Consider the following 16,814-nt stretch of genomic DNA (forward strand, 5'->3'; position numbering starts at 1 on the left):
TAAATTTCGCGGCCTCAACGAAGCAAAGGGTGATTAGCTCAGCTGGGAGAGCGTCTGCCTTACAAGCAGAATGTCGGCGGTTCGATCCCGTCATCACCCACCATGTTTTACGAGAGTTTTGCGAAAGCAAGACGGAAGCTGTCAAAAGCCTCCACCGACGCGCAGCGGTAGTTCAGTCGGTTAGAATACCGGCCTGTCACGCCGGGGGTCGCGGGTTCGAGTCCCGTCCGCTGCGCCATATTTTCCGAAGCAGGTTCGCCTGGTTCGAGATCCAAACCCAAGAGGTTGGATCAGACGAGTTAACTGGACGCAAGTCCATAGCGATACGCAGCGGTAGTTCAGTCGGTTAGAATACCGGCCTGTCACGCCGGGGGTCGCGGGTTCGAGTCCCGTCCGCTGCGCCATATCTGCTTCGAGGCCCACTGAACGCCTTGAAGCTAAGAAGAAAGCTGAAAAGCTACTTCTAGTCGATAGCAAAGACCCTGGTCGAAAGACCGGGGTTTTTTGTTTTCGGGATAATGACACTGAAAGGTTGGAACACGCCTGTGGCGAGGGAGCTTGCTCCCGCTGGGCTGCGCAGCAGCCCTTTTCTATGAAGTCGTCCGACGCGTCAGAATCCAAGCCTATCCCGCAGCCCGTAATACCAAGCCCCCATCGCCGCAAACGGCGTACGCAACAACTGACCGCCGGGGAAAGGGTAGTGCGGCAGATCGGCAAACGCATCGAAACGCTCAGCCTGCCCACGCAGCGCCTCAGCCAGCACCTTGCCCGCCAGATGCGTATACGTCACGCCATGGCCGCTGCAGCCCTGGGAATAATAAATGTTGTCCCCCAGTCGCCCGACCTGCGGAAGGCGCGATAGCGTCAGCAGGAAGTTTCCGGTCCAGGCGTAGTCGATCTTCACGTCCTTGAGCTGCGGGAATGCCTTGAGCATCTTCGGACGAATGATCGCTTCAATATTCGCCGGATCCCTCGCGCCATACACCACGCCGCCGCCGAAAATCAGACGCTTGTCGCCCGTGAGTCGGTAGTAATCGAGCAAGTAGTTGCAGTCTTCAACGCAATAGTCCTGAGGCAGCAGGCTGCGAGCCAGCTCATCGCCCAGCGGCTCGGTGGCAATAACCTGGGTGCCGCAAGGCATGGATTTGGCTGCCAGTTCGGGCACCAAATTGCCCAGATAAGCATTGCCCGCCACGATGATGAACTTGGCCCTGACCTTGCCCTGCGGTGTATGCACAACCGGGCTGGCGCCACGCTCGATGCGCACCGCCGGCGACTGCTCATAAATCACCCCGCCAAGAGACTCCACCGCCGCCGCCTCACCGAGGGCCAGGTTCAGCGGATGAATATGCCCACCGCTCATGTCCAGCATCCCGCCCACATACTCCTCGCAGGCCACCACCTCGCGAATACGCCGCTGATCCAGCAACTCCAACTGGGTATGCCCGAAACGCTCCCACAAACGCTTCTGCGACTCCAGATGGCCCATTTGCTTGGCGGTAAGGGCAGCGAACACTCCGCCATCCTTCAAATCACACTGAATCTGATACTTCGCCACCCGCTCGCGAATGATCCGACCGCCCTCGAACGCCATATTGCCCAGCAACTGCGCCTGCTGAGGCCCGACACTGCGCTCGATCACGTCGATGTCGCGGCTGTAACTGTTAACGATCTGCCCGCCATTACGACCCGAAGCCCCAAAGCCGACCTTTGCCGCCTCAAGGACCGTGACCTTGAAACCGTTCTCCAGCAGAAACAGCGCAGAGGACAGGCCGGTGTAACCAGCGCCGATCACGCAAACATCCGTTTCGACATCATCCTGCAGGGCAGGGCGAGCTGGAACCGGATTGGCCGACGCGGCGTAATAAGATTCTGGATACGGTGTGTTCGCCATTCTGCAACCTCTGTTTTATATTTTTTACGAATGCGCCGATCCTACCCGAGATAAAAATCAGCCGCCAGCCACCGCCAAATCTTCGGCGCTTTGGCGAAATTAAATATTTTGCATATTCATAGGGTTAGGTGAAAAAAAGGTATTGACACCCCTTCGGAATTCCGTAGAATGCCGCCTCACAGCAGGCACGTAGCTCAGTTGGTTAGAGCACCACCTTGACATGGTGGGGGTCGTTGGTTCGAGTCCAATCGCGCCTACCAAACAAAATCCGCTCTGCTGGGCGGTCTAGAAGGGTCAACCGAGAGGTTGGCCCTTTTTTGCGTCTGGGGTTTGGGGAGGCTTGCTATAGTGGAAGCCACTGATAGCCGATACGCGGGCTTTTTCGCTACTCAACGGCCATTGGCGATATCTGCTTCGGCCTCGCCAATCAGATCGTCGAGAGATACTCGAACAGGTGTTTCGTTGGCGTCGAGACGTGCCTTGACCAGGTGTACGAGTTCCAGTTCGTCCAGGCGCTCGACCATCGCCTCATAGACATTCGCCGGGACCATGTAGCCCACAACGCGGTTGTGGTTCAGCACGGCCACAGGTAAGCCATTGGTGCTGCTCAAGGCGGAAGATGGGTTCTTCATGAGTTCAGATACGCTGACGGCCACATCGGCAAGAATATTTTGCATGGATATGACTCCTGAATAGGTCTTTATTCTGGTCTTTTTATTCTGGAGTGACCACTGCCCAGAATCTCCATGCCAGGCCCAAGTCCAGTCAAACCACGGGGCATCGATCAGTCCGTCGTGCGTATGCCGCTGGCGTATTTGCTCCGCTACCTTCTTCACCAGTGAGCATCCCGACGCTTAGTTTTCGTCCTTGCTGATTTATGTCAAAAGCGGGCGACTTATGAGTCGCCCGCTTTTTGTAGGTCTCAGTTTCTAAAAGCAAGGACTCGGTCCGATTGTCTACCGCTTGCGCTGACATCAATCCGCAGTAGAAAAGGACAGATTTATTTTTACTTCGCTGCGCTGAGAGTTTTCATCGAATGTATTCGCTTGGATCAACTGGCAGCCGGCTAGAAAATAAATCTATCCCCTTTTAGCCCGTCCCCTTTCAGCCCTTCGCACGGCCCGGCCCAGCGCCGAGCTTCTTGTTTGTGGTGAGTACCCACTCTGCTATCGTGGTGCCCCTAGATCGAAATGGAAGCATCAAAGAATGGATTCATGGATGACTGTGGCCGTCGCCATCATGGTGTCGATCAGCGCTCAAGCGGTAGCGGAAGATAAGGGCTCGTATCAAAACTCGATGATGATGATAACGCTGGCACCTACCTTCCTTCTTGCAGGAACGACTGGGCTCTCTCTGCAGGCTACAAAGAACTTCAAGCCTGCCAAGGCTGATGCGCTCGCGTTTATGGGTTCAGATGGCGAGATCCGGGGTGCACAGTTCGAACAGGCTTGCCGATATTACCGCGCGACCTACACGTCACCTCTGATGTCTGATATGCAACTTGCTCAGGCAATCGCGACGTCCTATTGAAGAAAGATTGGGAAGAGCTGCACAGTTGTTTACTAAAGCGGACCTGGTTTCACTAACGATATGGAAATCTCATGAATAAAGTCATCACAATTTTCGCTATCTTCGCTCTTACCGGCTGTGCCTATCAGAAATCCCAGTACGTTCTGGACATAGAAAACGCGCCAGTGCCGACGACTCCTGAAGCAACGACCAGCGAGTGTGCTCGCATCTACGATGAAATCGATAAGAATAACCAAGCTATGGCTCGCAGCTACCAAGACGGTAGCTTCACCATGAAGGCTCAGAACGAAAAGGATGCGCGTAACGAAGCGTTATCCATTCGGACATTTAAGATAGGCTGTCCTCGACGGTAACGGCTTTCTCCTGAACCCCAGCTTTGAAGTGGAGGAAACGGGACATACCACGATTATGAATCGGGCCGATTACAAGAGGCCCCAAAACCGTGGCCTTTTCCCAGTTTTACCCCTGACCCTATGGCAAAGGGCAAGCCCTGTTATGCGGCTCGTAGTGGCGAAGTAATGGTGCTAAATTCTATGCATTCAGCATGTATGAATCGCCTGACGAGGCGGGGAGATATAGGCCCCACGATCTACTCGCGTCGGTCAGCCAAATCGGCACAACCCAGGAACTCGCAATCACAGGAAGTGGACCATGAAAATCATCACCCTAGTACTGGCAGCAATTATTGCAGTCACCTCTGTATCCGCAATTGCTCATGGTGGCCGTACGGACAAGCAGGGCTGTCATAACGACAAGAAAGCTGGAACACGCCACTGCCATTGACCCGAACAGCACCGGGATCTGAAGAGGCTGCGGTCTTCTCAAGTGGATGGGCGTCGATCTGATCCCGTCTGTCGCGCGAATGTCGGAAGCCGGGCAGGAAAGACGAGGCCAATTGGAAAAGGGGGGACAGATATATTTCGCCGCGCTGAAAGCCCTTTGTTTTGGCTGGTTCGGGAAAAAACTGGCTGCCGTTAAGTTTTCGGAAACCAGGCGGAAGACGGGACCCGCGAGTTGACCGCGACCGCTGTCAGTTTTCAAGAATTGTGCGTGCATCCTGCCTCTGGCATAGGAATCCTCGAGATTGTGGAAAAATGTGCATTGATCAACTACAAGTAAATAGTTGGGCAATTACGTTTAACGTATGGATTGATCGATTGGCTTTCCAATGAAAGGGAGTTCATATGGCATATGAAGGTGTCACTCGAGAAAAGTTTTTTTCTATTTTTCCTAAGCTTGAGATACAAAAGGTGAGTCATAGTTGCTGGGCGGCGAGCTTTTCAGTGCTTATGCGATTAAATGATGTTCAGGTCTCGGAACAGGCTGTAATTGGTTTTTATCCTGAATGGGTTCACGATGGGATAACTTTTCATCAATTAGAAGAGCTGGCCAAATATTACAATACCTATCACTTTTCAAAGGAAACTGGACTTGTGCATGGGGCAAGAGAGCTTAAAGCTTATGCAAAGCTGGAGCCTATTTTGCAGTATGCAAGCCAATATTCAGGGTTCTTGGTGTTTGTTGAATCTCACTACGTGGTCGTATTGGGATATGATGATTCTGCTAATACAATCGATTATTATGACCCTTGGTTGGGCGTTATTGAGACGTGTGCCCTAGGATATTTTTTGGCATGGGGTACTCAGCAAACATTAGTTGTTGCAAAAGATTGATTCTTTCGTAATTAAAGCGAATAACGGGGCAGGTCACGATTTGAGACAGGTGGGTGATCAGAGACGAAGAATTGTGGTCTGGCCCTCCAGTTCTCTCTCCTTCGCCAAGAGGCAGGAGCGGCAGTTCTCCATTTTGAAGCAGGTGTTCCGGTTGGCGAAGTATTCGCACTGAAGCTGATGCAACACGCCCTGAGGAAGGGTTAACCAATGCCAAAGAAACATCAGGAAAGCAAAGCAGCGACGGCTGCTGACATTGAACGCTCTATCCAGGCACTGAACAAAATGGCTGAACGCCTCTGGGGTGATGGTCGGGAAGCTGAGGCCAAAGCTCTGCTCGATGCCTTGGATGCTTTAAACCGGGCGCTCGATAGAATCAGGATTGGGGAGAGCCGCAGGGTTCTTCATTGAGGCGTGAAGGAAAATGGGATACCTCCCACAATATGAAACGGGACGATTCCAACGGTCCAAATTGTGGTCGGGCCGCGGTTTTCTACCTGACGCATTAATCGAAGGATATGGAATGCTCATCGTCTTCAGCGGCCTTCCCGGCACCGGAAAAACGACTATCGCCAATGATCTCGCCGCGACAACAGGCGCCATGTACCTGCGGATCGATACTATTGAGCAGGCGATTCGAAACTCGGGCGCTCTTGCGCAAGATGTGGGGCGCAGTGGTTACATGGTCGCCAATGAGCTTGCGCGGAGTAATCTTCGTTTGGGCCGCACGGTCATTGTTGATTGTGTCAATCCCGTCCTCGAAAGCCGAATCGCGTGGAGCGAAATCGCCTCACACGCTGGTGTCCTATTAGCAAATATCCAAGTGGTCTGTTCCGATAAAGATGAACATCGACGCCGGGTCGAAACAAGGATGGTTGATGTTCCAGGGCTGACTCCACCAACCTGGCAATCGGTACTGGATCATGAATATGAGCCATGGGATGAAGCTTCGTTTTGCATAGACACAGCCTTGGTCTCTCCGGTGCAAGCGGTCTCGATGATCATCGACCGATTCCTGTCCCGTGAGTAACGTCGGCGCGCGGCGCAGTCCACTCAGAACTCCGTGTCCAGCGCCAACGCTCCCTGAATCCACCGATCCAAACTCCGGTTTTTTCAGTACCTGCCGTTCATCCATTGCCCGGCACTTGCAGTTGCCCAGACATCTCTGATGTTTAAGCGTGGAAATCCCTCGCGTCAGAACGGAGAGCCAACATGGAAATCGACGAGAATGCCCCTGGGAACAAATCCCAGCAGGACGTAACCCGTGGCACCGATAATGAAACAGGCCACGATCCCAAGAAGGGCGGCCCCGAGGTTCCATTGCCGGCGGATGATGAGGCTCCTGTCGAGGAGGATATGTCTGATGTGGAGGCCGCCGATTCGGTGGCCAGTGAGCATCCCGACGCTTAGCTTTCGTCCTTGCTGATTTATGGCAAAAGCGGGCGACTTATGAGTCGCCCGCTTTTTGTAGGTCTCAGTTTCTAAAAGCAAGGACTCGGTCCGGTTGTCTACCGCTTGCGCAGACATCAATCCGGGGATCTGCTTGATCTTGCGCGAAAAAATGATGCTGGTATGGTGGCGCCTCGTTTAAATCAGCGTTCAAGAGGGATCTTCTATGCACTCATTTTTCGCCAAGACCTTTGGGGGTCTTACTACCAGCTACTACATCCGCCAATTCCTTTTTGGGCTGGTGTTCGCTGTGATGATCATCTCTTTGGCGGCCAATGGCCCTGGGGGAATCGGTGCCAAGCCTGGGCTGATTGTGTTGGCGGTCATCAACTCATTGCTCTATCCGTATTCTCGGTTCGTCTACGAAAGCGTTGTTGGCTACATCATGGGTAACAACGTTTTCTTCGTGAATGCGCTGTTCATGCTGATAGTGAAGGTTTTCACCATGGCGATGTGCTGGTCGTTGGCGATTTTCATAGCACCGGTGGGGCTGGCGTATCTGTTCTGGCGTAATAGCCGGTCGGCGGTTGAGTAAGTCAGCAGTTCAGTGCGTTCGCAGTGATAACTGACGAGAATGGCTAAAGGAAGCCCTACATTGAATCGTAGGGCTCCCCATGACTTCTTTGTTGACACGGTTCCTGTCTTGCGGCCCTGGGTTGTTCAAGTGACGCAGCAAATATTTTAAGAGGCCATCTCTTGTCGAACGTAGAATTTCGCCTGCATGAACTAAAGCTCAATCACATCTACGACGGCTTCAAACAGCTGCTCCCCATTTCTCTGTTCGTCGTTGTATTCGGCGTCGCCTTTGGCCTGGCCGCAGCGCAGTCGGGGTTGAGTGATGTTTCAGCCGTGCTCATGAGCACGCTGGTATTCGCCGGCGCTTCTCAATTTGCTGCGCTGGATCTGTGGGGTCAACAGGTCCCGGTCGTTCCGTTGATGATCACCGTCTTTGCCATCAACGCCCGGCACCTGTTGATGGGCGCCACGCTCTACCCATGGCTACGGGAGCTGCCGGTTGCCAAGCGTTATGGGGTGATGCTGGTGGTCTCGGACGCCAACTGGGCCATGGCGATGCAAGCGTTCAGCCGTGGAAAACCTGGGCTGGGGCTTTTATTTGGCGGTGGCATCGCGCTCTGGGTTGCCTGGATCCTGGGCAGTTGGCTGGGGCTGCACTTTGGCAGCGCCATTGAAGACCCGGTCAGTTTCGGGCTCGACATGGTGATGGGGTGTTTCCTGTTGGCGATGGTCGTGGGCGGGAAGAAGAACCTGCGCATGCTTATCATCTGGACGGTGGCGGCCTGTTCATCGCTGTTGGCCTACTGGTATCTGCCGGCTAACAGTCATGTCGTGGTGGGGGCTTTGGCGGGAGGTATTCTGGGCGCGTTGTGGATGGAGAAAAAACAATGAATATCGACACGGCGGGCCATGGCACCCTGATCATCATCCTGATCATGGCCATCGTGACGTTGGCGACCCGCTGGGGCGGTGTTTTCGTGATGTCGTTCGTGCCGATCAACTATCGGGTGCAGCAATTCATCACGGCAATGTCCGGCTCGGTATTGGTGGCCGTGCTTGCCCCGTTGGCGATCGAGGGTGACAACGGCGCGCGCCTGGCTTTGCTGAGCACCGCAATCATCATGGTGATCGTGAAGAAACCTCTGCCGGCGATTGCGGCCGGGATACTTGCAGCCGCTTTGGTCAGGCAGTTCTGAAACCATGTCGCCCGCTCACAAGCGGGCGATGAATTCCAAGTAACACAGGTCAGAAGTTCAGGGCCAATGCCTCCCCAAACGAGTGGTCCTGAACGCCGGCCATGAAGTGTAGTGGCATCTTCTGTTTCGCCTCGACCGGCGCAATGTCAAAACTACCGACTATTTGACTGTGAAGTGCACGTAGCCGTATCGACTCTTCTTCCTTTGCCTTTGCCATTCTCGCGTGGTTCGCTGCGATTTCATTGAGAGTTGACACGGTACATCTCCGGTGACTGACCAGCAGTGATAAGACGGCCGCCGCGTCAGGGTTACGTCGCCCTGGGGCTGCCATGACAAGTCGGTGCAACCCCTGAGCCAGACGTGGCGGCGAAATGCGCGTCACCTTCCATTAGCGACGAATGGTGGGCACCGGGAAACTCTAACCGCCCACAGATGAATATTTAAAGACGCGGGCGACTTCTCAAGCGTCTGTGTCGGCGCCATAGCCGGCCGGCATGCCTGCCGTCTTGCTGAAGAACGCGACCACGGTGATGCCGATCAGGCTGGTGGCAAGCGCCAGCAGCAGGATCACCTGCTGCGTTCCGACGGGCGCTGCCAGCAGTGCGACCAGCAGCCCCGCCAAGGGCTGTGACAGGTTGTTGAGCAGGGTAATGACGCCGACGGTCTTGCCAAAGTCCTTGGCTGGAATGACCTGCTGGCGAATGCTGCGCATGTAGACGTTGAACATCTTGTCGAAGCCGACGATCAGCAGAAATCCGACGACGTAACCCCACACTGTCGGGCTGAATGCTGTGATGAAGGCGCCGGCGGCGATCAGCGTGTAAGACACACTGCCCAAGACTCTCAAGGGCAAGGTCACCCGCGCCAGGAAGAACAGAATGATGATAGTGGTCACGGCCCCGGCTGCCTGTAACCAGGCGTAGTAGTCCTTGCCGGCGCTGTACTCGCCGATCACCATGGCCGCCGAGGTGGCGAGGGTGACGCCGATGATCAGGTTGACCCCTACGGCCAGGCCGATGATTTTTTTCAGCTCGGCCAGGTTGCGGATGTGACCGAAGGCAATACGCAGCGGGTTCAGCCAGACGTCGTGATGTTGTTCGAAGGTTTCCAGTGTGACCGCGCTGGTGCGCTGCCAGAACAGCATCGCCAGGTCCGCCAGCAGGAACAGTACGGCAATCGCCAGCACCACCCAGTGCCAGGCCCATACCTCCAGCATCAGCGCGGCGATCAGCGGGCCCAGCACCAGCCCGGTCTGGTCGGCGATCTGCGAGTACGACAAGGTCTTGGTGTAGGTGTAATGCTTGAAGATGTAAGGCATCACCACTTCGCGAGCCATGATGCCCTGGGTGGTCAATACACCGCAGACCGCCGAGAGGGCGACGATCCAATAAATGCCGCCAAAAATCATGAAGAGCACCACGGCGGCGATGCACATCACGGCGCGATAAACCTGGCTGATGTGCAGGATTCGAATGGGCGAGAACTTGTCGCACAGCGCCCCGCAGATCGGGAACGACAGAAAGCGTGGCAGGGATTCGACGAAGAAAGCCAGGCCCGCCCAGGAGACGCTTTGGGTGGTTTGGAAAACAATCAGCGGGACGATGAACAGCAGTATCTGGTCGGCCAGCCGTGAGAGGAACATTGAAACGAAAAAGGCCAGGTAATCCTTGCGCATGGAGCTCCTTGAAAACGTCGTTGTACGGTATCGGGCCTTGCTGTCAGCGCGCAGTATGATATGGAACTAATATCACTGTTAGCCTCTATATTCACAGGGATGTTCCCTTTTCAGTGAGAACCACCATGTTCAAATCGCGCTCGTTGATTGTTGCGGTTACCTGCTTCGCCCTCGTGGCGGGTTCTACCGCTGTAGTGGCGAACCCGGGTAACGACAAGGGGAACGCCAAATTCGATCAAGGCCAGGGTCAAGGACAAGGAAACAAAGGCGGGCAGGGCAACAAGGGCGGTCAAGGCAATCCAGGTAGCAATCAGGGCGGCAAAGGTAACCAGGGCGGCAAGGGCAACCCATCGGGTGGTGATTGGCACAACGGCCCCAGCATCGACCGCGGCGGCATTCTCGGCCTGGTGAGCGGTCACCGTGATTATTGGAGCCCCGGTCCGCCACTGCCGCCGGGTATCCAGAAAAACCTCGCCCGAGGCAAGCCGTTGCCACCGGGTATTGCCAAGAAGCTGGATGGGCGTTTGTTGGGGCGCCTGCCGCACTATGACGGGTACGAATGGCAGCAGGTGGGCACGGACCTGATTCTGGTGGCGATTGCCACCGGCATCATCTATGAAGTGCTGAACGGTGCGTTCGACTAAAGCGCCAATGGAATAAATAGCAGCCTCATTCGGAGTGATGCCAGTCAGTTAAGCGAAACGCCTGTGGGAGCGAGCAAGCCCGTTCCCACAGGTTTTGCATCAGCTTTCAAGTTGTCGCAGGCGCTTGTACAAGGTGTTGCGGCTGACCCCCAGCCGCCGCGCCAGGTGTGAGATGTTCCCGCCCACCGCCTGCAACTGACGGTTCAGGTCCTCGACATCGTTCAGGTCGACCGTCAGCGGCTCCGGTGTTTCCACCGGCTCCATTTCAAGATCAATGAAGAAGTCGTCTGGCAGATGTTCCGGGCGGATCGGCTGCTCTTCGGCCATCGCCAGGGCCACTTGCAGCACGCTGCTGACCTGGCGCAGGTTGCCTGGCCATGGATGGCGTTCGAACAGATCCAGCACTTCGCGGCTCAGGCCGGCCCATTGTGTGGGTTCGCGGTGGTGTTCCCAAAGACGTTTGAACAGGGCCTGTTTGTCATTGCGTTCGCGCAGGGGCGGCAGTTCCAGGGTCAGGCCGCCGATGCGGTAGTACAGGTCTTCGCGGAACCGGCCCAGTTGCACCTGTTCGCGCAACGAGCGGTTGGTGGCGGAGATGATACGAATGTCCACCGCAAACAGCTCGGCGCTGCCCACCGGTTGCACGCAACGCTCTTGCAATACTCGCAGCAATCGGGCCTGAGTCGGGAGGGGCATGTCACCGATCTCATCGAGGAACAGGGTGCCGCGGTCGGCCTTGCGGATCAGGCCGATACTGCCTTTTTGATTGGCGCCGGTGAAGGCGCCTTTTTCATAACCGAACAGTTCCGATTCCACCAGCTCGGCGGGAATCGCCGCGCAGTTGACCGCAATGAACGGCTGCTTGCTGCGGGAGCTGGCCTGGTGAAGGGCTTTGACGAACACTTCCTTGCCGACCCCGGTTTCGCCGTGGATCAGCAGTGGAATGTCCTTCTCCAGCAAGCGCTCGGCCTGGCGTACGGCTTTTTCCACGCGGCTGTCGCCGAAGTGCAGGGTATTGAGGCTGATCACGTTCGCGGCGGGGGCGGACGAGGGCGCTGGCTCGCTGAAGACCCGGGCCTTGACCGTCACCTGTTGCGGGCGTCTGAGCAAACACTGGAAGCGATTGCTCCCCGACGCTTGCAGGGCGAACGGCAGGCCGTCGGGCTGGTTCAGCAGCTCCAGCAGCGAAACCTTGAACAGGCTTTCGATGCTCACCCGTGACAGGCGCAGGCCCAGCAGATTGTCGGCGCGGCGGTTGGCGGAGAGCACCTGGCCGGTTTCATCGAAAATCAGCAGCCCGGCCCATTGGCTGTCGAGGTTGTTCAAGCCGGTGTTGAAGGTCAGTTGGAAGTGTTCACCGCGAAACAGGTTGAGGATCAGCCGGTTTTCCACGGTCTGGCTCATCATCTTGACCATGCCCAGGGTGTGGGAGGGCGGCAGGTAGCTGTCGCTGGAAACGTCCAGCACTGCGATGACCTTGCGCTCGGCGTCGAAGATCGGCGCGGCGGAGCCGGTCATGAAGCGGTTGGCCTTGAGGAAGTGTTCATCGTGTTCAATGTGCACCGCCTGTTCACAGGCCAGTGCCGTGCCGATGGCATTGGTGCCGCTGCAGCGCTCCATCCAGCTCGCCCCGGCGCTGAAACCATGGGCCAGTTTCGGTTCGATAAAGCGCTGGGTCCCCCACGAGGTCAGCACCTGGCCCTGGTTGTCGGCCAGCATGATCAGGCAATTGGAGTTGCTCAGGATATTCTCGTAATACGGCAGGACTTCCTGGTGGGTGGTCTGCACCAGCGAATGCTGGCTTTCCAGCAACTGGGCAATGCCTTCGGCGGGCAATTGATCGAAGGCAGGCACACTCTGGTGATTCAGGCCAAAGGCGCGGCAGCGGGACCAGGAGGCCTGGATGATGGCTTCGTGGGACAAGGCTGGAGCAGGTGCGGCCATGGGGCACTCTCGCAGATGTTGTTTTTATTGTTGTGATAAGTCTCGCACATCCTCCTTGTGCTGGGGCATGCCTGAATGTCACTTGATACACGAAACCTGTGGGAGCGAGCCTGCTCGCGATAGCGTCTGATCAGTAGCATTGATGTGCCTGACACAACGCTATCGCGAGCAGGCTCGCTCCCACAGGATCGAAGTCAGGCTGGCCGAAAACCTTTATTCAGTGTTGTTCAAAATTGTTCATTGTCAACCAGTAATCTGTTCAGTTGTTCAGCCAGGTTGTTCATTTTCGTTCATCAACGAACGTTCTTTTCTGAAGGATAAGAGAAAAAATCAACAGGATCATGAGCTTGTGATTTCTGGCACGGCTTTCGCTTTTAGACTCGGGTCGCTTGACTCCAAATAATAAAAAGGCCGAGCCATGTCATTAACGCTTGAGCACATTTGTCGCACCGTCGAAGGCCAGACCTGGATCGACGATGCCAACCTGAGTTTCGAACCCGGATCGTTCAACGTTCTGCTGGGCCGCACGCTGTCCGGCAAGACCAGCCTCATGCGCCTGATGGCCGGTCTGGACAAGCCCGACAGCGGTCGCATCCTGATGAACGGCGTTGATGTCACCCAGCGCCCGGTGCGCCTGCGCAACGTGTCGATGGTCTATCAACAGTTCATCAACTACCCGACCATGACGGTGTTCGAAAACATCGCCTCGCCGCTGCGCCAGGCCGGTGTGTCCAACGAGGTGATCCAGAGCAAGGTGCTGGAAACCGCGAAGATGCTGCGCATTGAGAAGTTCCTGCAGCGTCACCCGCTGGAGCTGTCCGGTGGACAACAGCAGCGTACCGCCATGGCCCGGGCGCTGGTCAAGGACGCCGAACTGATCCTGTTCGACGAGCCTCTGGTGAACCTGGACTACAAGCTGCGTGAGGAACTTCGCCAGGAAATGCGCGAACTGTTCCAGGCCCGCCACACCATCGCCGTCTACGCCACCACCGAACCCAACGAAGCCCTGGCTTTGGGCGGCACCACGACGATTCTGCATGAGGGGCGGGTGATCCAGAGCGGCAAGTCGGCCTCGGTGTATCACCAGCCGCAAACCGTACTGGCCGCCGAGCTGTTCTCCGAGCCACCGATCAATCTCATGCCGGGCCGCATCGCCGGCAATGAAGTAAGTTTCGCCAATTTCGTGCACTTTCCGCTGAACGTCGATCTGCGGCCGGTGGGCGAGGGTGAGTTCCGCTTCGGTGTGCGGCCCAGTCATATTTCCCTGGTGCCGAGCAACGACGACGACCTGGAACTGGCGGTGACCGTCGAGGTGGCCGAGATCAGCGGTTCGGAGACATTCCTGCACGTGCGCAACGAGCATTTCCTGCTGGTGCTGCACTTGTCCGGCGTCCATGAATACGACGTGGATGAGCCGATCCGCATCTACATTCCGACCCACAAACTGTTTGTCTTCGATGCCCAGGGCAAGCTGGTCCAAGCCCCAGGCCAGCGTATTGCGAGGGTTGCCTGATGGCTGAAATTCGTTTGCAGAACCTCGCCCACAGCTACACCAGCACCCCGGCGGGCCCAGAGGATTACGCGATCCGCGAGATGAACCACATCTGGGAGCAGGGCGGCGCCTATGCGTTGCTCGGTCCATCGGGCTGCGGCAAATCCACCTTGCTCAATATCATTTCCGGACTGCTGAGCCCCTCTGAAGGCCAAGTGATGTTCGACAGCAAAGTCGTCAACGACCTGACCCCGGAGCGTCGCAACATTGCCCAGGTGTTCCAGTTTCCGGTGGTGTACGACACCATGACGGTGTTCGACAACTTGGCCTTCCCGCTGCGTAACCAGGGCATGGCCGAGGCGAAAATCCACACCAAGGTGCAGGAAATCGCCGAAGTCCTGGACCTGCAGAACCTGCTGGATAAAAAAGCCCGCAACCTCACCGCCGACGAAAAACAGAAGGTCTCCATGGGGCGCGGGCTGGTGCGCGACGATGTGTCGGCGATCCTCTTCGATGAACCGCTGACGGTGATCGACCCGCACCTGAAATGGAAACTGCGGCGCAAGCTCAAGCAGATCCACGAGCAGTTCAATATCACCATGGTCTACGTCACTCACGACCAGTTGGAAGCTTCTACCTTCGCCGACAAGATCGCGGTGATGTATGGCGGTCAGATCGTGCAGTTCGGTACGCCTCGGGAGTTGTTCGAGCGTCCGAGCCACACCTTTGTCGGCTATTTCATCGGCAGCCCGGGGATGAACCTGATCGAGGTCACGGCACAACCCGGCGGCGTCGGTTTCGCTTCCACCCACTTTCCGCTGTCCGAAACGTTGCAACGCGGTATTGCCCAGGCCGAAGGCAAAAGCCTGAAGGTCGGTATTCGTCCTGAATTTGTCCATGTATGGGACGGGCCTTACGACGATGCGATGCGGGCCGATGTGGTCCACGTCGAGGACCTGGGCACCTACAAGATCCTCACCCTCAACCTCGATGGCGCGCCGATCAAGGTGCGCCTGGCCGAAGACAAACCGGTGCCCGAAGGCACTGCGTACATCAGTTTTCCGGGCCAATGGCTGATGGTGTATGCCGATGAATACTTGCTGGAACCGTTGAGCGAGGTGCAGCCATGAACAAGGTGCAGAACAACAAGGCCTGGTGGCTGGTGTTGCCGGTGTTCCTGCTGGTGGCGTTCAGTGCGGTGATCCCGATGATGACCGTGGTCAACTATTCGGTGCAGGACATCTTCGACCAGTCCAGTCGTTATTTCGTCGGTGCCGATTGGTACAGGCAGGTGCTGCTCGATCCACGGCTGCACGACTCGTTACTGCGCCAGTTCATCTATTCGGCGTGCGTACTGCTGATCGAGATTCCGTTGGGCATCGCCATCGCCCTGACCATGCCGACCAAGGGCAAATGGTCGTCCCTGGTGTTGATCATCCTGGCGATTCCGCTGCTGATTCCATGGAACGTGGTGGGCACCATCTGGCAGATTTTCGGCCGCGCCGACATCGGCCTGATGGGCTCCACGCTCAACGCCATGGGCATCAACTACAACTATGCGGCCAACACCATGGACGCCTGGGTCACGGTATTGGTGATGGACGTCTGGCATTGGACGTCCCTGGTGGCGCTGCTCTGCTATTCCGGGTTGCGGGCGATTCCGGACGTGTATTACCAGGCCGCGCGAATCGACCGGGCCTCCAACTGGGCGGTGTTCCGGCATATTCAGTTGCCGAAAATGAAGAGCGTGCTGCTGATCGCCGTGATGCTGCGCTTCATGGACAGCTTCATGATCTATACCGAGCCGTTCGTGCTCACCGGCGGCGGGCCGGGTAACGCCACCACGTTCCTGAGCCAGACCCTGACTCAGATGGCCATCGGTCAATTCGACCTGGGCCCGGCGGCAGCGTTTTCCCTGGTGTACTTCCTGATCATTCTGTTGGTGTCGTGGCTGTTCTATACCGCCATGACTCATTCCGACGCCAACCGTTGAGGCCCGCGCCATGAGCAAGAGAAAGCTGATTCCGTTGCTGATCTACATCCTGTTCCTGCTGGTGCCCATCTACTGGCTGCTGAACATGTCGTTCAAGAGCAACACCGAGATCCTCGGCACCCTGACGCTGTGGCCCCAGGATTTCACCTTCCAGAACTACAAGGTGATCTTCACCGACCCGAGCTGGTACACCGGTTACCTGAACTCGCTGTACTACGTCAGCCTGAACACGGTGATTTCCCTGGCTGTGGCGTTGCCGGCGGCCTATGCGTTTTCCCGCTACCGGTTCCTGGGAGACAAACACCTGTTCTTCTGGCTGCTGACCAACCGCATGGCGCCGCCAGCGGTGTTCCTGCTGCCGTTCTTCCAGCTGTACTCGTCCATCGGGCTGTTCGACACTCATATCGCTGTGGCCTTGGCCCATTGCCTGTTCAACGTGCCGCTGGCGGTGTGGATCCTCGAAGGGTTCATGTCCGGGGTGCCGAAAGAAATTGACGAGACTGCCTACATTGACGGCTACAGTTTCCCCAAGTTCTTCGCGAAGATCTTCATCCCGTTGATCGGCTCCGGCATCGGCGTCACGGCGTTTTTCTGCTTCATGTTTTCCTGGGTCGAACTGTTGCTGGCGCGCACCCTCACTTCGGTGAATGCCAAGCCGATCGCGGCGGTCATGACCCGCACGGTCTCGGCATCGGGTATCGACTGGGGCGTGCTGGCGGCGGCGGGGGTGTTGACTATCCTGCCAGGCATGCTGGTGATCTGGTTCGTACGCAACCATGTGGCCAAGGGCTTTGCCCTGGGCCGGGTCTGA

19 protein-coding genes and 4 tRNA genes are annotated in these 16,814 nt (G+C 56.5%); 19 read left to right on the forward strand and 4 right to left on the reverse strand.

Annotation, left to right across the window (positions count from 1 at the left end):
- The first annotated feature begins 27 nt into the window (after positions 1-27).
- From PSEUDOMOFG3G_RS07640 to PSEUDOMOFG3G_RS07650, 3 genes are all read left to right on the forward strand, one after another.
- Positions 28-103: transfer RNA gene (locus tag PSEUDOMOFG3G_RS07640), tRNA-Val, on the forward strand.
- A 58-nt stretch (positions 104-161) separates the two neighbouring features.
- Positions 162-238, forward strand: a tRNA-Asp gene (locus PSEUDOMOFG3G_RS07645).
- An 89-nt stretch (positions 239-327) separates the two neighbouring features.
- Positions 328-404, forward strand: a tRNA-Asp gene (locus tag PSEUDOMOFG3G_RS07650).
- 206 nt (positions 405-610) lie between these two features.
- Here the strand turns inward: PSEUDOMOFG3G_RS07650 and PSEUDOMOFG3G_RS07655 are convergent.
- Positions 611-1,894, reverse strand: a complete 1,284-nt coding sequence (locus PSEUDOMOFG3G_RS07655; protein ID WP_047229232.1) for an FAD-binding oxidoreductase — start codon at positions 1,892-1,894, stop codon at positions 611-613.
- Between the two features lie 183 nt (positions 1,895-2,077).
- Between PSEUDOMOFG3G_RS07655 and PSEUDOMOFG3G_RS07660 the strand changes: the two genes are divergently transcribed.
- Positions 2,078-2,154 (forward strand) — tRNA-Val (locus PSEUDOMOFG3G_RS07660).
- Positions 2,155-2,283: 129 nt separating this feature from the next.
- On the opposite strand, the gene PSEUDOMOFG3G_RS07665 is transcribed toward PSEUDOMOFG3G_RS07660, so the two are convergent.
- Positions 2,284-2,571 carry an antitoxin gene (locus PSEUDOMOFG3G_RS07665; protein ID WP_076383935.1) on the reverse strand — a complete coding sequence of 96 codons (288 nt, stop codon included), beginning with the start codon at positions 2,569-2,571 and terminating at the stop codon, positions 2,284-2,286.
- Positions 2,572-3,100: 529 nt separating this feature from the next.
- Between PSEUDOMOFG3G_RS07665 and PSEUDOMOFG3G_RS07670 the strand changes: the two genes are divergently transcribed.
- From PSEUDOMOFG3G_RS07670 to PSEUDOMOFG3G_RS07715, 10 genes are all read left to right on the forward strand, one after another.
- Positions 3,101-3,424: a DUF2388 domain-containing protein gene (locus PSEUDOMOFG3G_RS07670; protein WP_047230558.1), complete on the forward strand. Its 324-nt coding sequence runs from the start codon at positions 3,101-3,103 to the stop codon at positions 3,422-3,424.
- 71 nt (positions 3,425-3,495) lie between these two features.
- Positions 3,496-3,777 (forward strand): hypothetical protein, encoded by a 282-nt coding sequence (locus tag PSEUDOMOFG3G_RS07675; protein ID WP_076383936.1) that lies wholly within the window; start codon positions 3,496-3,498, stop codon positions 3,775-3,777.
- A 298-nt stretch (positions 3,778-4,075) separates the two neighbouring features.
- Complete coding sequence (locus PSEUDOMOFG3G_RS07680) at positions 4,076-4,207, forward strand: YHYH domain-containing protein (RefSeq protein WP_107322247.1); 132 nt, start codon at positions 4,076-4,078, stop codon at positions 4,205-4,207.
- Positions 4,208-4,608: 401 nt separating this feature from the next.
- The gene (locus PSEUDOMOFG3G_RS07685; protein WP_076383937.1) at positions 4,609-5,097 is read left to right on the forward strand and encodes a papain-like cysteine protease family protein; all 489 of its coding nucleotides are present in this window, start codon (positions 4,609-4,611) and stop codon (positions 5,095-5,097) included.
- A gap of 207 nt (positions 5,098-5,304) precedes the next feature.
- Positions 5,305-5,505, forward strand: coding sequence for a hypothetical protein (locus tag PSEUDOMOFG3G_RS07690; RefSeq protein ID WP_007895617.1), 201 nt, complete (start codon positions 5,305-5,307; stop codon positions 5,503-5,505).
- Between the two features lie 112 nt (positions 5,506-5,617).
- Complete coding sequence (locus PSEUDOMOFG3G_RS07695; protein WP_139049567.1) at positions 5,618-6,124, forward strand: AAA family ATPase; 507 nt, start codon at positions 5,618-5,620, stop codon at positions 6,122-6,124.
- Between the two features lie 182 nt (positions 6,125-6,306).
- Positions 6,307-6,504 carry a hypothetical protein gene (locus PSEUDOMOFG3G_RS07700; protein WP_139049568.1) on the forward strand — a complete coding sequence of 66 codons (198 nt, stop codon included), beginning with the start codon at positions 6,307-6,309 and terminating at the stop codon, positions 6,502-6,504.
- A 205-nt stretch (positions 6,505-6,709) separates the two neighbouring features.
- Entirely contained in the window at positions 6,710-7,078 is a 369-nt protein-coding gene (locus tag PSEUDOMOFG3G_RS07705; protein WP_047228561.1) for a hypothetical protein, read from the forward strand.
- Between the two features lie 161 nt (positions 7,079-7,239).
- Positions 7,240-7,950 carry an AzlC family ABC transporter permease gene (locus PSEUDOMOFG3G_RS07710; protein ID WP_139049569.1) on the forward strand — a complete coding sequence of 237 codons (711 nt, stop codon included), beginning with the start codon at positions 7,240-7,242 and terminating at the stop codon, positions 7,948-7,950.
- Positions 7,947-8,255 (forward strand): AzlD family protein, encoded by a 309-nt coding sequence (locus tag PSEUDOMOFG3G_RS07715; RefSeq protein WP_047228559.1) that lies wholly within the window; start codon positions 7,947-7,949, stop codon positions 8,253-8,255. The genes PSEUDOMOFG3G_RS07710 and PSEUDOMOFG3G_RS07715 overlap by 4 nt, the downstream gene beginning before the upstream one ends.
- A gap of 460 nt (positions 8,256-8,715) precedes the next feature.
- Here the strand turns inward: PSEUDOMOFG3G_RS07715 and PSEUDOMOFG3G_RS07720 are convergent, their stop codons facing one another.
- Positions 8,716-9,930 (reverse strand): MFS transporter, encoded by a 1,215-nt coding sequence (locus tag PSEUDOMOFG3G_RS07720; RefSeq protein ID WP_139049570.1) that lies wholly within the window; start codon positions 9,928-9,930, stop codon positions 8,716-8,718.
- A 125-nt stretch (positions 9,931-10,055) separates the two neighbouring features.
- On the opposite strand from PSEUDOMOFG3G_RS07720, the gene PSEUDOMOFG3G_RS07725 reads away from it, so the two are divergent.
- The gene (locus tag PSEUDOMOFG3G_RS07725) at positions 10,056-10,574 is read left to right on the forward strand and encodes an anti-virulence regulator CigR family protein (RefSeq protein ID WP_107322251.1); all 519 of its coding nucleotides are present in this window, start codon (positions 10,056-10,058) and stop codon (positions 10,572-10,574) included.
- A 99-nt stretch (positions 10,575-10,673) separates the two neighbouring features.
- Here the strand turns inward: PSEUDOMOFG3G_RS07725 and PSEUDOMOFG3G_RS07730 are convergent, their stop codons facing one another.
- A complete protein-coding gene (locus tag PSEUDOMOFG3G_RS07730) occupies positions 10,674-12,518 on the reverse strand; it encodes a sigma-54-dependent Fis family transcriptional regulator (protein ID WP_047228555.1) in 1,845 nt (614 codons plus the stop codon).
- A gap of 418 nt (positions 12,519-12,936) precedes the next feature.
- Here PSEUDOMOFG3G_RS07730 and PSEUDOMOFG3G_RS07735 point away from each other — a divergent pair, with 418 nt between their 5' ends.
- From PSEUDOMOFG3G_RS07735 to PSEUDOMOFG3G_RS07750, 4 genes are read left to right on the forward strand one after another with little or no spacing between them, the layout of a single operon-like run.
- Entirely contained in the window at positions 12,937-14,031 is a 1,095-nt protein-coding gene (locus PSEUDOMOFG3G_RS07735) for an ABC transporter ATP-binding protein (RefSeq protein WP_047228554.1), read from the forward strand.
- On the forward strand, positions 14,031-15,140 hold the full coding sequence (locus tag PSEUDOMOFG3G_RS07740) for an ABC transporter ATP-binding protein (protein ID WP_047228553.1): 1,110 nt from the start codon (positions 14,031-14,033) through the stop codon (positions 15,138-15,140). The genes PSEUDOMOFG3G_RS07735 and PSEUDOMOFG3G_RS07740 overlap by 1 nt, the downstream gene beginning before the upstream one ends.
- Positions 15,137-16,003, forward strand: coding sequence for a carbohydrate ABC transporter permease (locus tag PSEUDOMOFG3G_RS07745; RefSeq protein WP_047228552.1), 867 nt, complete (start codon positions 15,137-15,139; stop codon positions 16,001-16,003). Before PSEUDOMOFG3G_RS07740 ends, PSEUDOMOFG3G_RS07745 begins: the two co-directional genes overlap by 4 nt.
- A gap of 10 nt (positions 16,004-16,013) precedes the next feature.
- Entirely contained in the window at positions 16,014-16,814 is an 801-nt protein-coding gene (locus PSEUDOMOFG3G_RS07750) for a carbohydrate ABC transporter permease (protein ID WP_047228551.1), read from the forward strand.

Origin of the sequence: Pseudomonas sp. FG-3G (assembly GCF_901007645.1) — a bacterium.
Taxonomy (GTDB): Bacteria; Pseudomonadota; Gammaproteobacteria; order Pseudomonadales; family Pseudomonadaceae; genus Aquipseudomonas; species Aquipseudomonas rhizophila.

Excerpts from the sequence above, each read along its gene's own strand:
- PSEUDOMOFG3G_RS07655 (WP_047229232.1), bottom strand. The coding sequence starts at position 1,894 with ATGGCGAACACACCGTATCCAGAATCTTATTACGCCGCGTCGGCCAAT.
- PSEUDOMOFG3G_RS07665 (WP_076383935.1), bottom strand. The coding sequence starts at position 2,571 with ATGCAAAATATTCTTGCCGATGTGGCCGTCAGCGTATCTGAACTCATG.
- PSEUDOMOFG3G_RS07670 (WP_047230558.1), top strand. The coding sequence starts at position 3,101 with ATGGATTCATGGATGACTGTGGCCGTCGCCATCATGGTGTCGATCAGC.
- PSEUDOMOFG3G_RS07675 (WP_076383936.1), top strand. The coding sequence starts at position 3,496 with ATGAATAAAGTCATCACAATTTTCGCTATCTTCGCTCTTACCGGCTGT.
- PSEUDOMOFG3G_RS07680 (WP_107322247.1), top strand. The coding sequence starts at position 4,076 with ATGAAAATCATCACCCTAGTACTGGCAGCAATTATTGCAGTCACCTCT.
- PSEUDOMOFG3G_RS07685 (WP_076383937.1), top strand. The coding sequence starts at position 4,609 with ATGGCATATGAAGGTGTCACTCGAGAAAAGTTTTTTTCTATTTTTCCT.
- PSEUDOMOFG3G_RS07690 (WP_007895617.1), top strand. The coding sequence starts at position 5,305 with ATGCCAAAGAAACATCAGGAAAGCAAAGCAGCGACGGCTGCTGACATT.
- PSEUDOMOFG3G_RS07695 (WP_139049567.1), top strand. The coding sequence starts at position 5,618 with ATGCTCATCGTCTTCAGCGGCCTTCCCGGCACCGGAAAAACGACTATC.
- PSEUDOMOFG3G_RS07700 (WP_139049568.1), top strand. The coding sequence starts at position 6,307 with ATGGAAATCGACGAGAATGCCCCTGGGAACAAATCCCAGCAGGACGTA.
- PSEUDOMOFG3G_RS07705 (WP_047228561.1), top strand. The coding sequence starts at position 6,710 with ATGCACTCATTTTTCGCCAAGACCTTTGGGGGTCTTACTACCAGCTAC.
- PSEUDOMOFG3G_RS07715 (WP_047228559.1), top strand. The coding sequence starts at position 7,947 with ATGAATATCGACACGGCGGGCCATGGCACCCTGATCATCATCCTGATC.
- PSEUDOMOFG3G_RS07720 (WP_139049570.1), bottom strand. The coding sequence starts at position 9,930 with ATGCGCAAGGATTACCTGGCCTTTTTCGTTTCAATGTTCCTCTCACGG.
- PSEUDOMOFG3G_RS07725 (WP_107322251.1), top strand. The coding sequence starts at position 10,056 with ATGTTCAAATCGCGCTCGTTGATTGTTGCGGTTACCTGCTTCGCCCTC.
- PSEUDOMOFG3G_RS07730 (WP_047228555.1), bottom strand. The coding sequence starts at position 12,518 with ATGGCCGCACCTGCTCCAGCCTTGTCCCACGAAGCCATCATCCAGGCC.
- PSEUDOMOFG3G_RS07735 (WP_047228554.1), top strand. The coding sequence starts at position 12,937 with ATGTCATTAACGCTTGAGCACATTTGTCGCACCGTCGAAGGCCAGACC.
- PSEUDOMOFG3G_RS07740 (WP_047228553.1), top strand. The coding sequence starts at position 14,031 with ATGGCTGAAATTCGTTTGCAGAACCTCGCCCACAGCTACACCAGCACC.
- PSEUDOMOFG3G_RS07745 (WP_047228552.1), top strand. The coding sequence starts at position 15,137 with ATGAACAAGGTGCAGAACAACAAGGCCTGGTGGCTGGTGTTGCCGGTG.
- PSEUDOMOFG3G_RS07750 (WP_047228551.1), top strand. The coding sequence starts at position 16,014 with ATGAGCAAGAGAAAGCTGATTCCGTTGCTGATCTACATCCTGTTCCTG.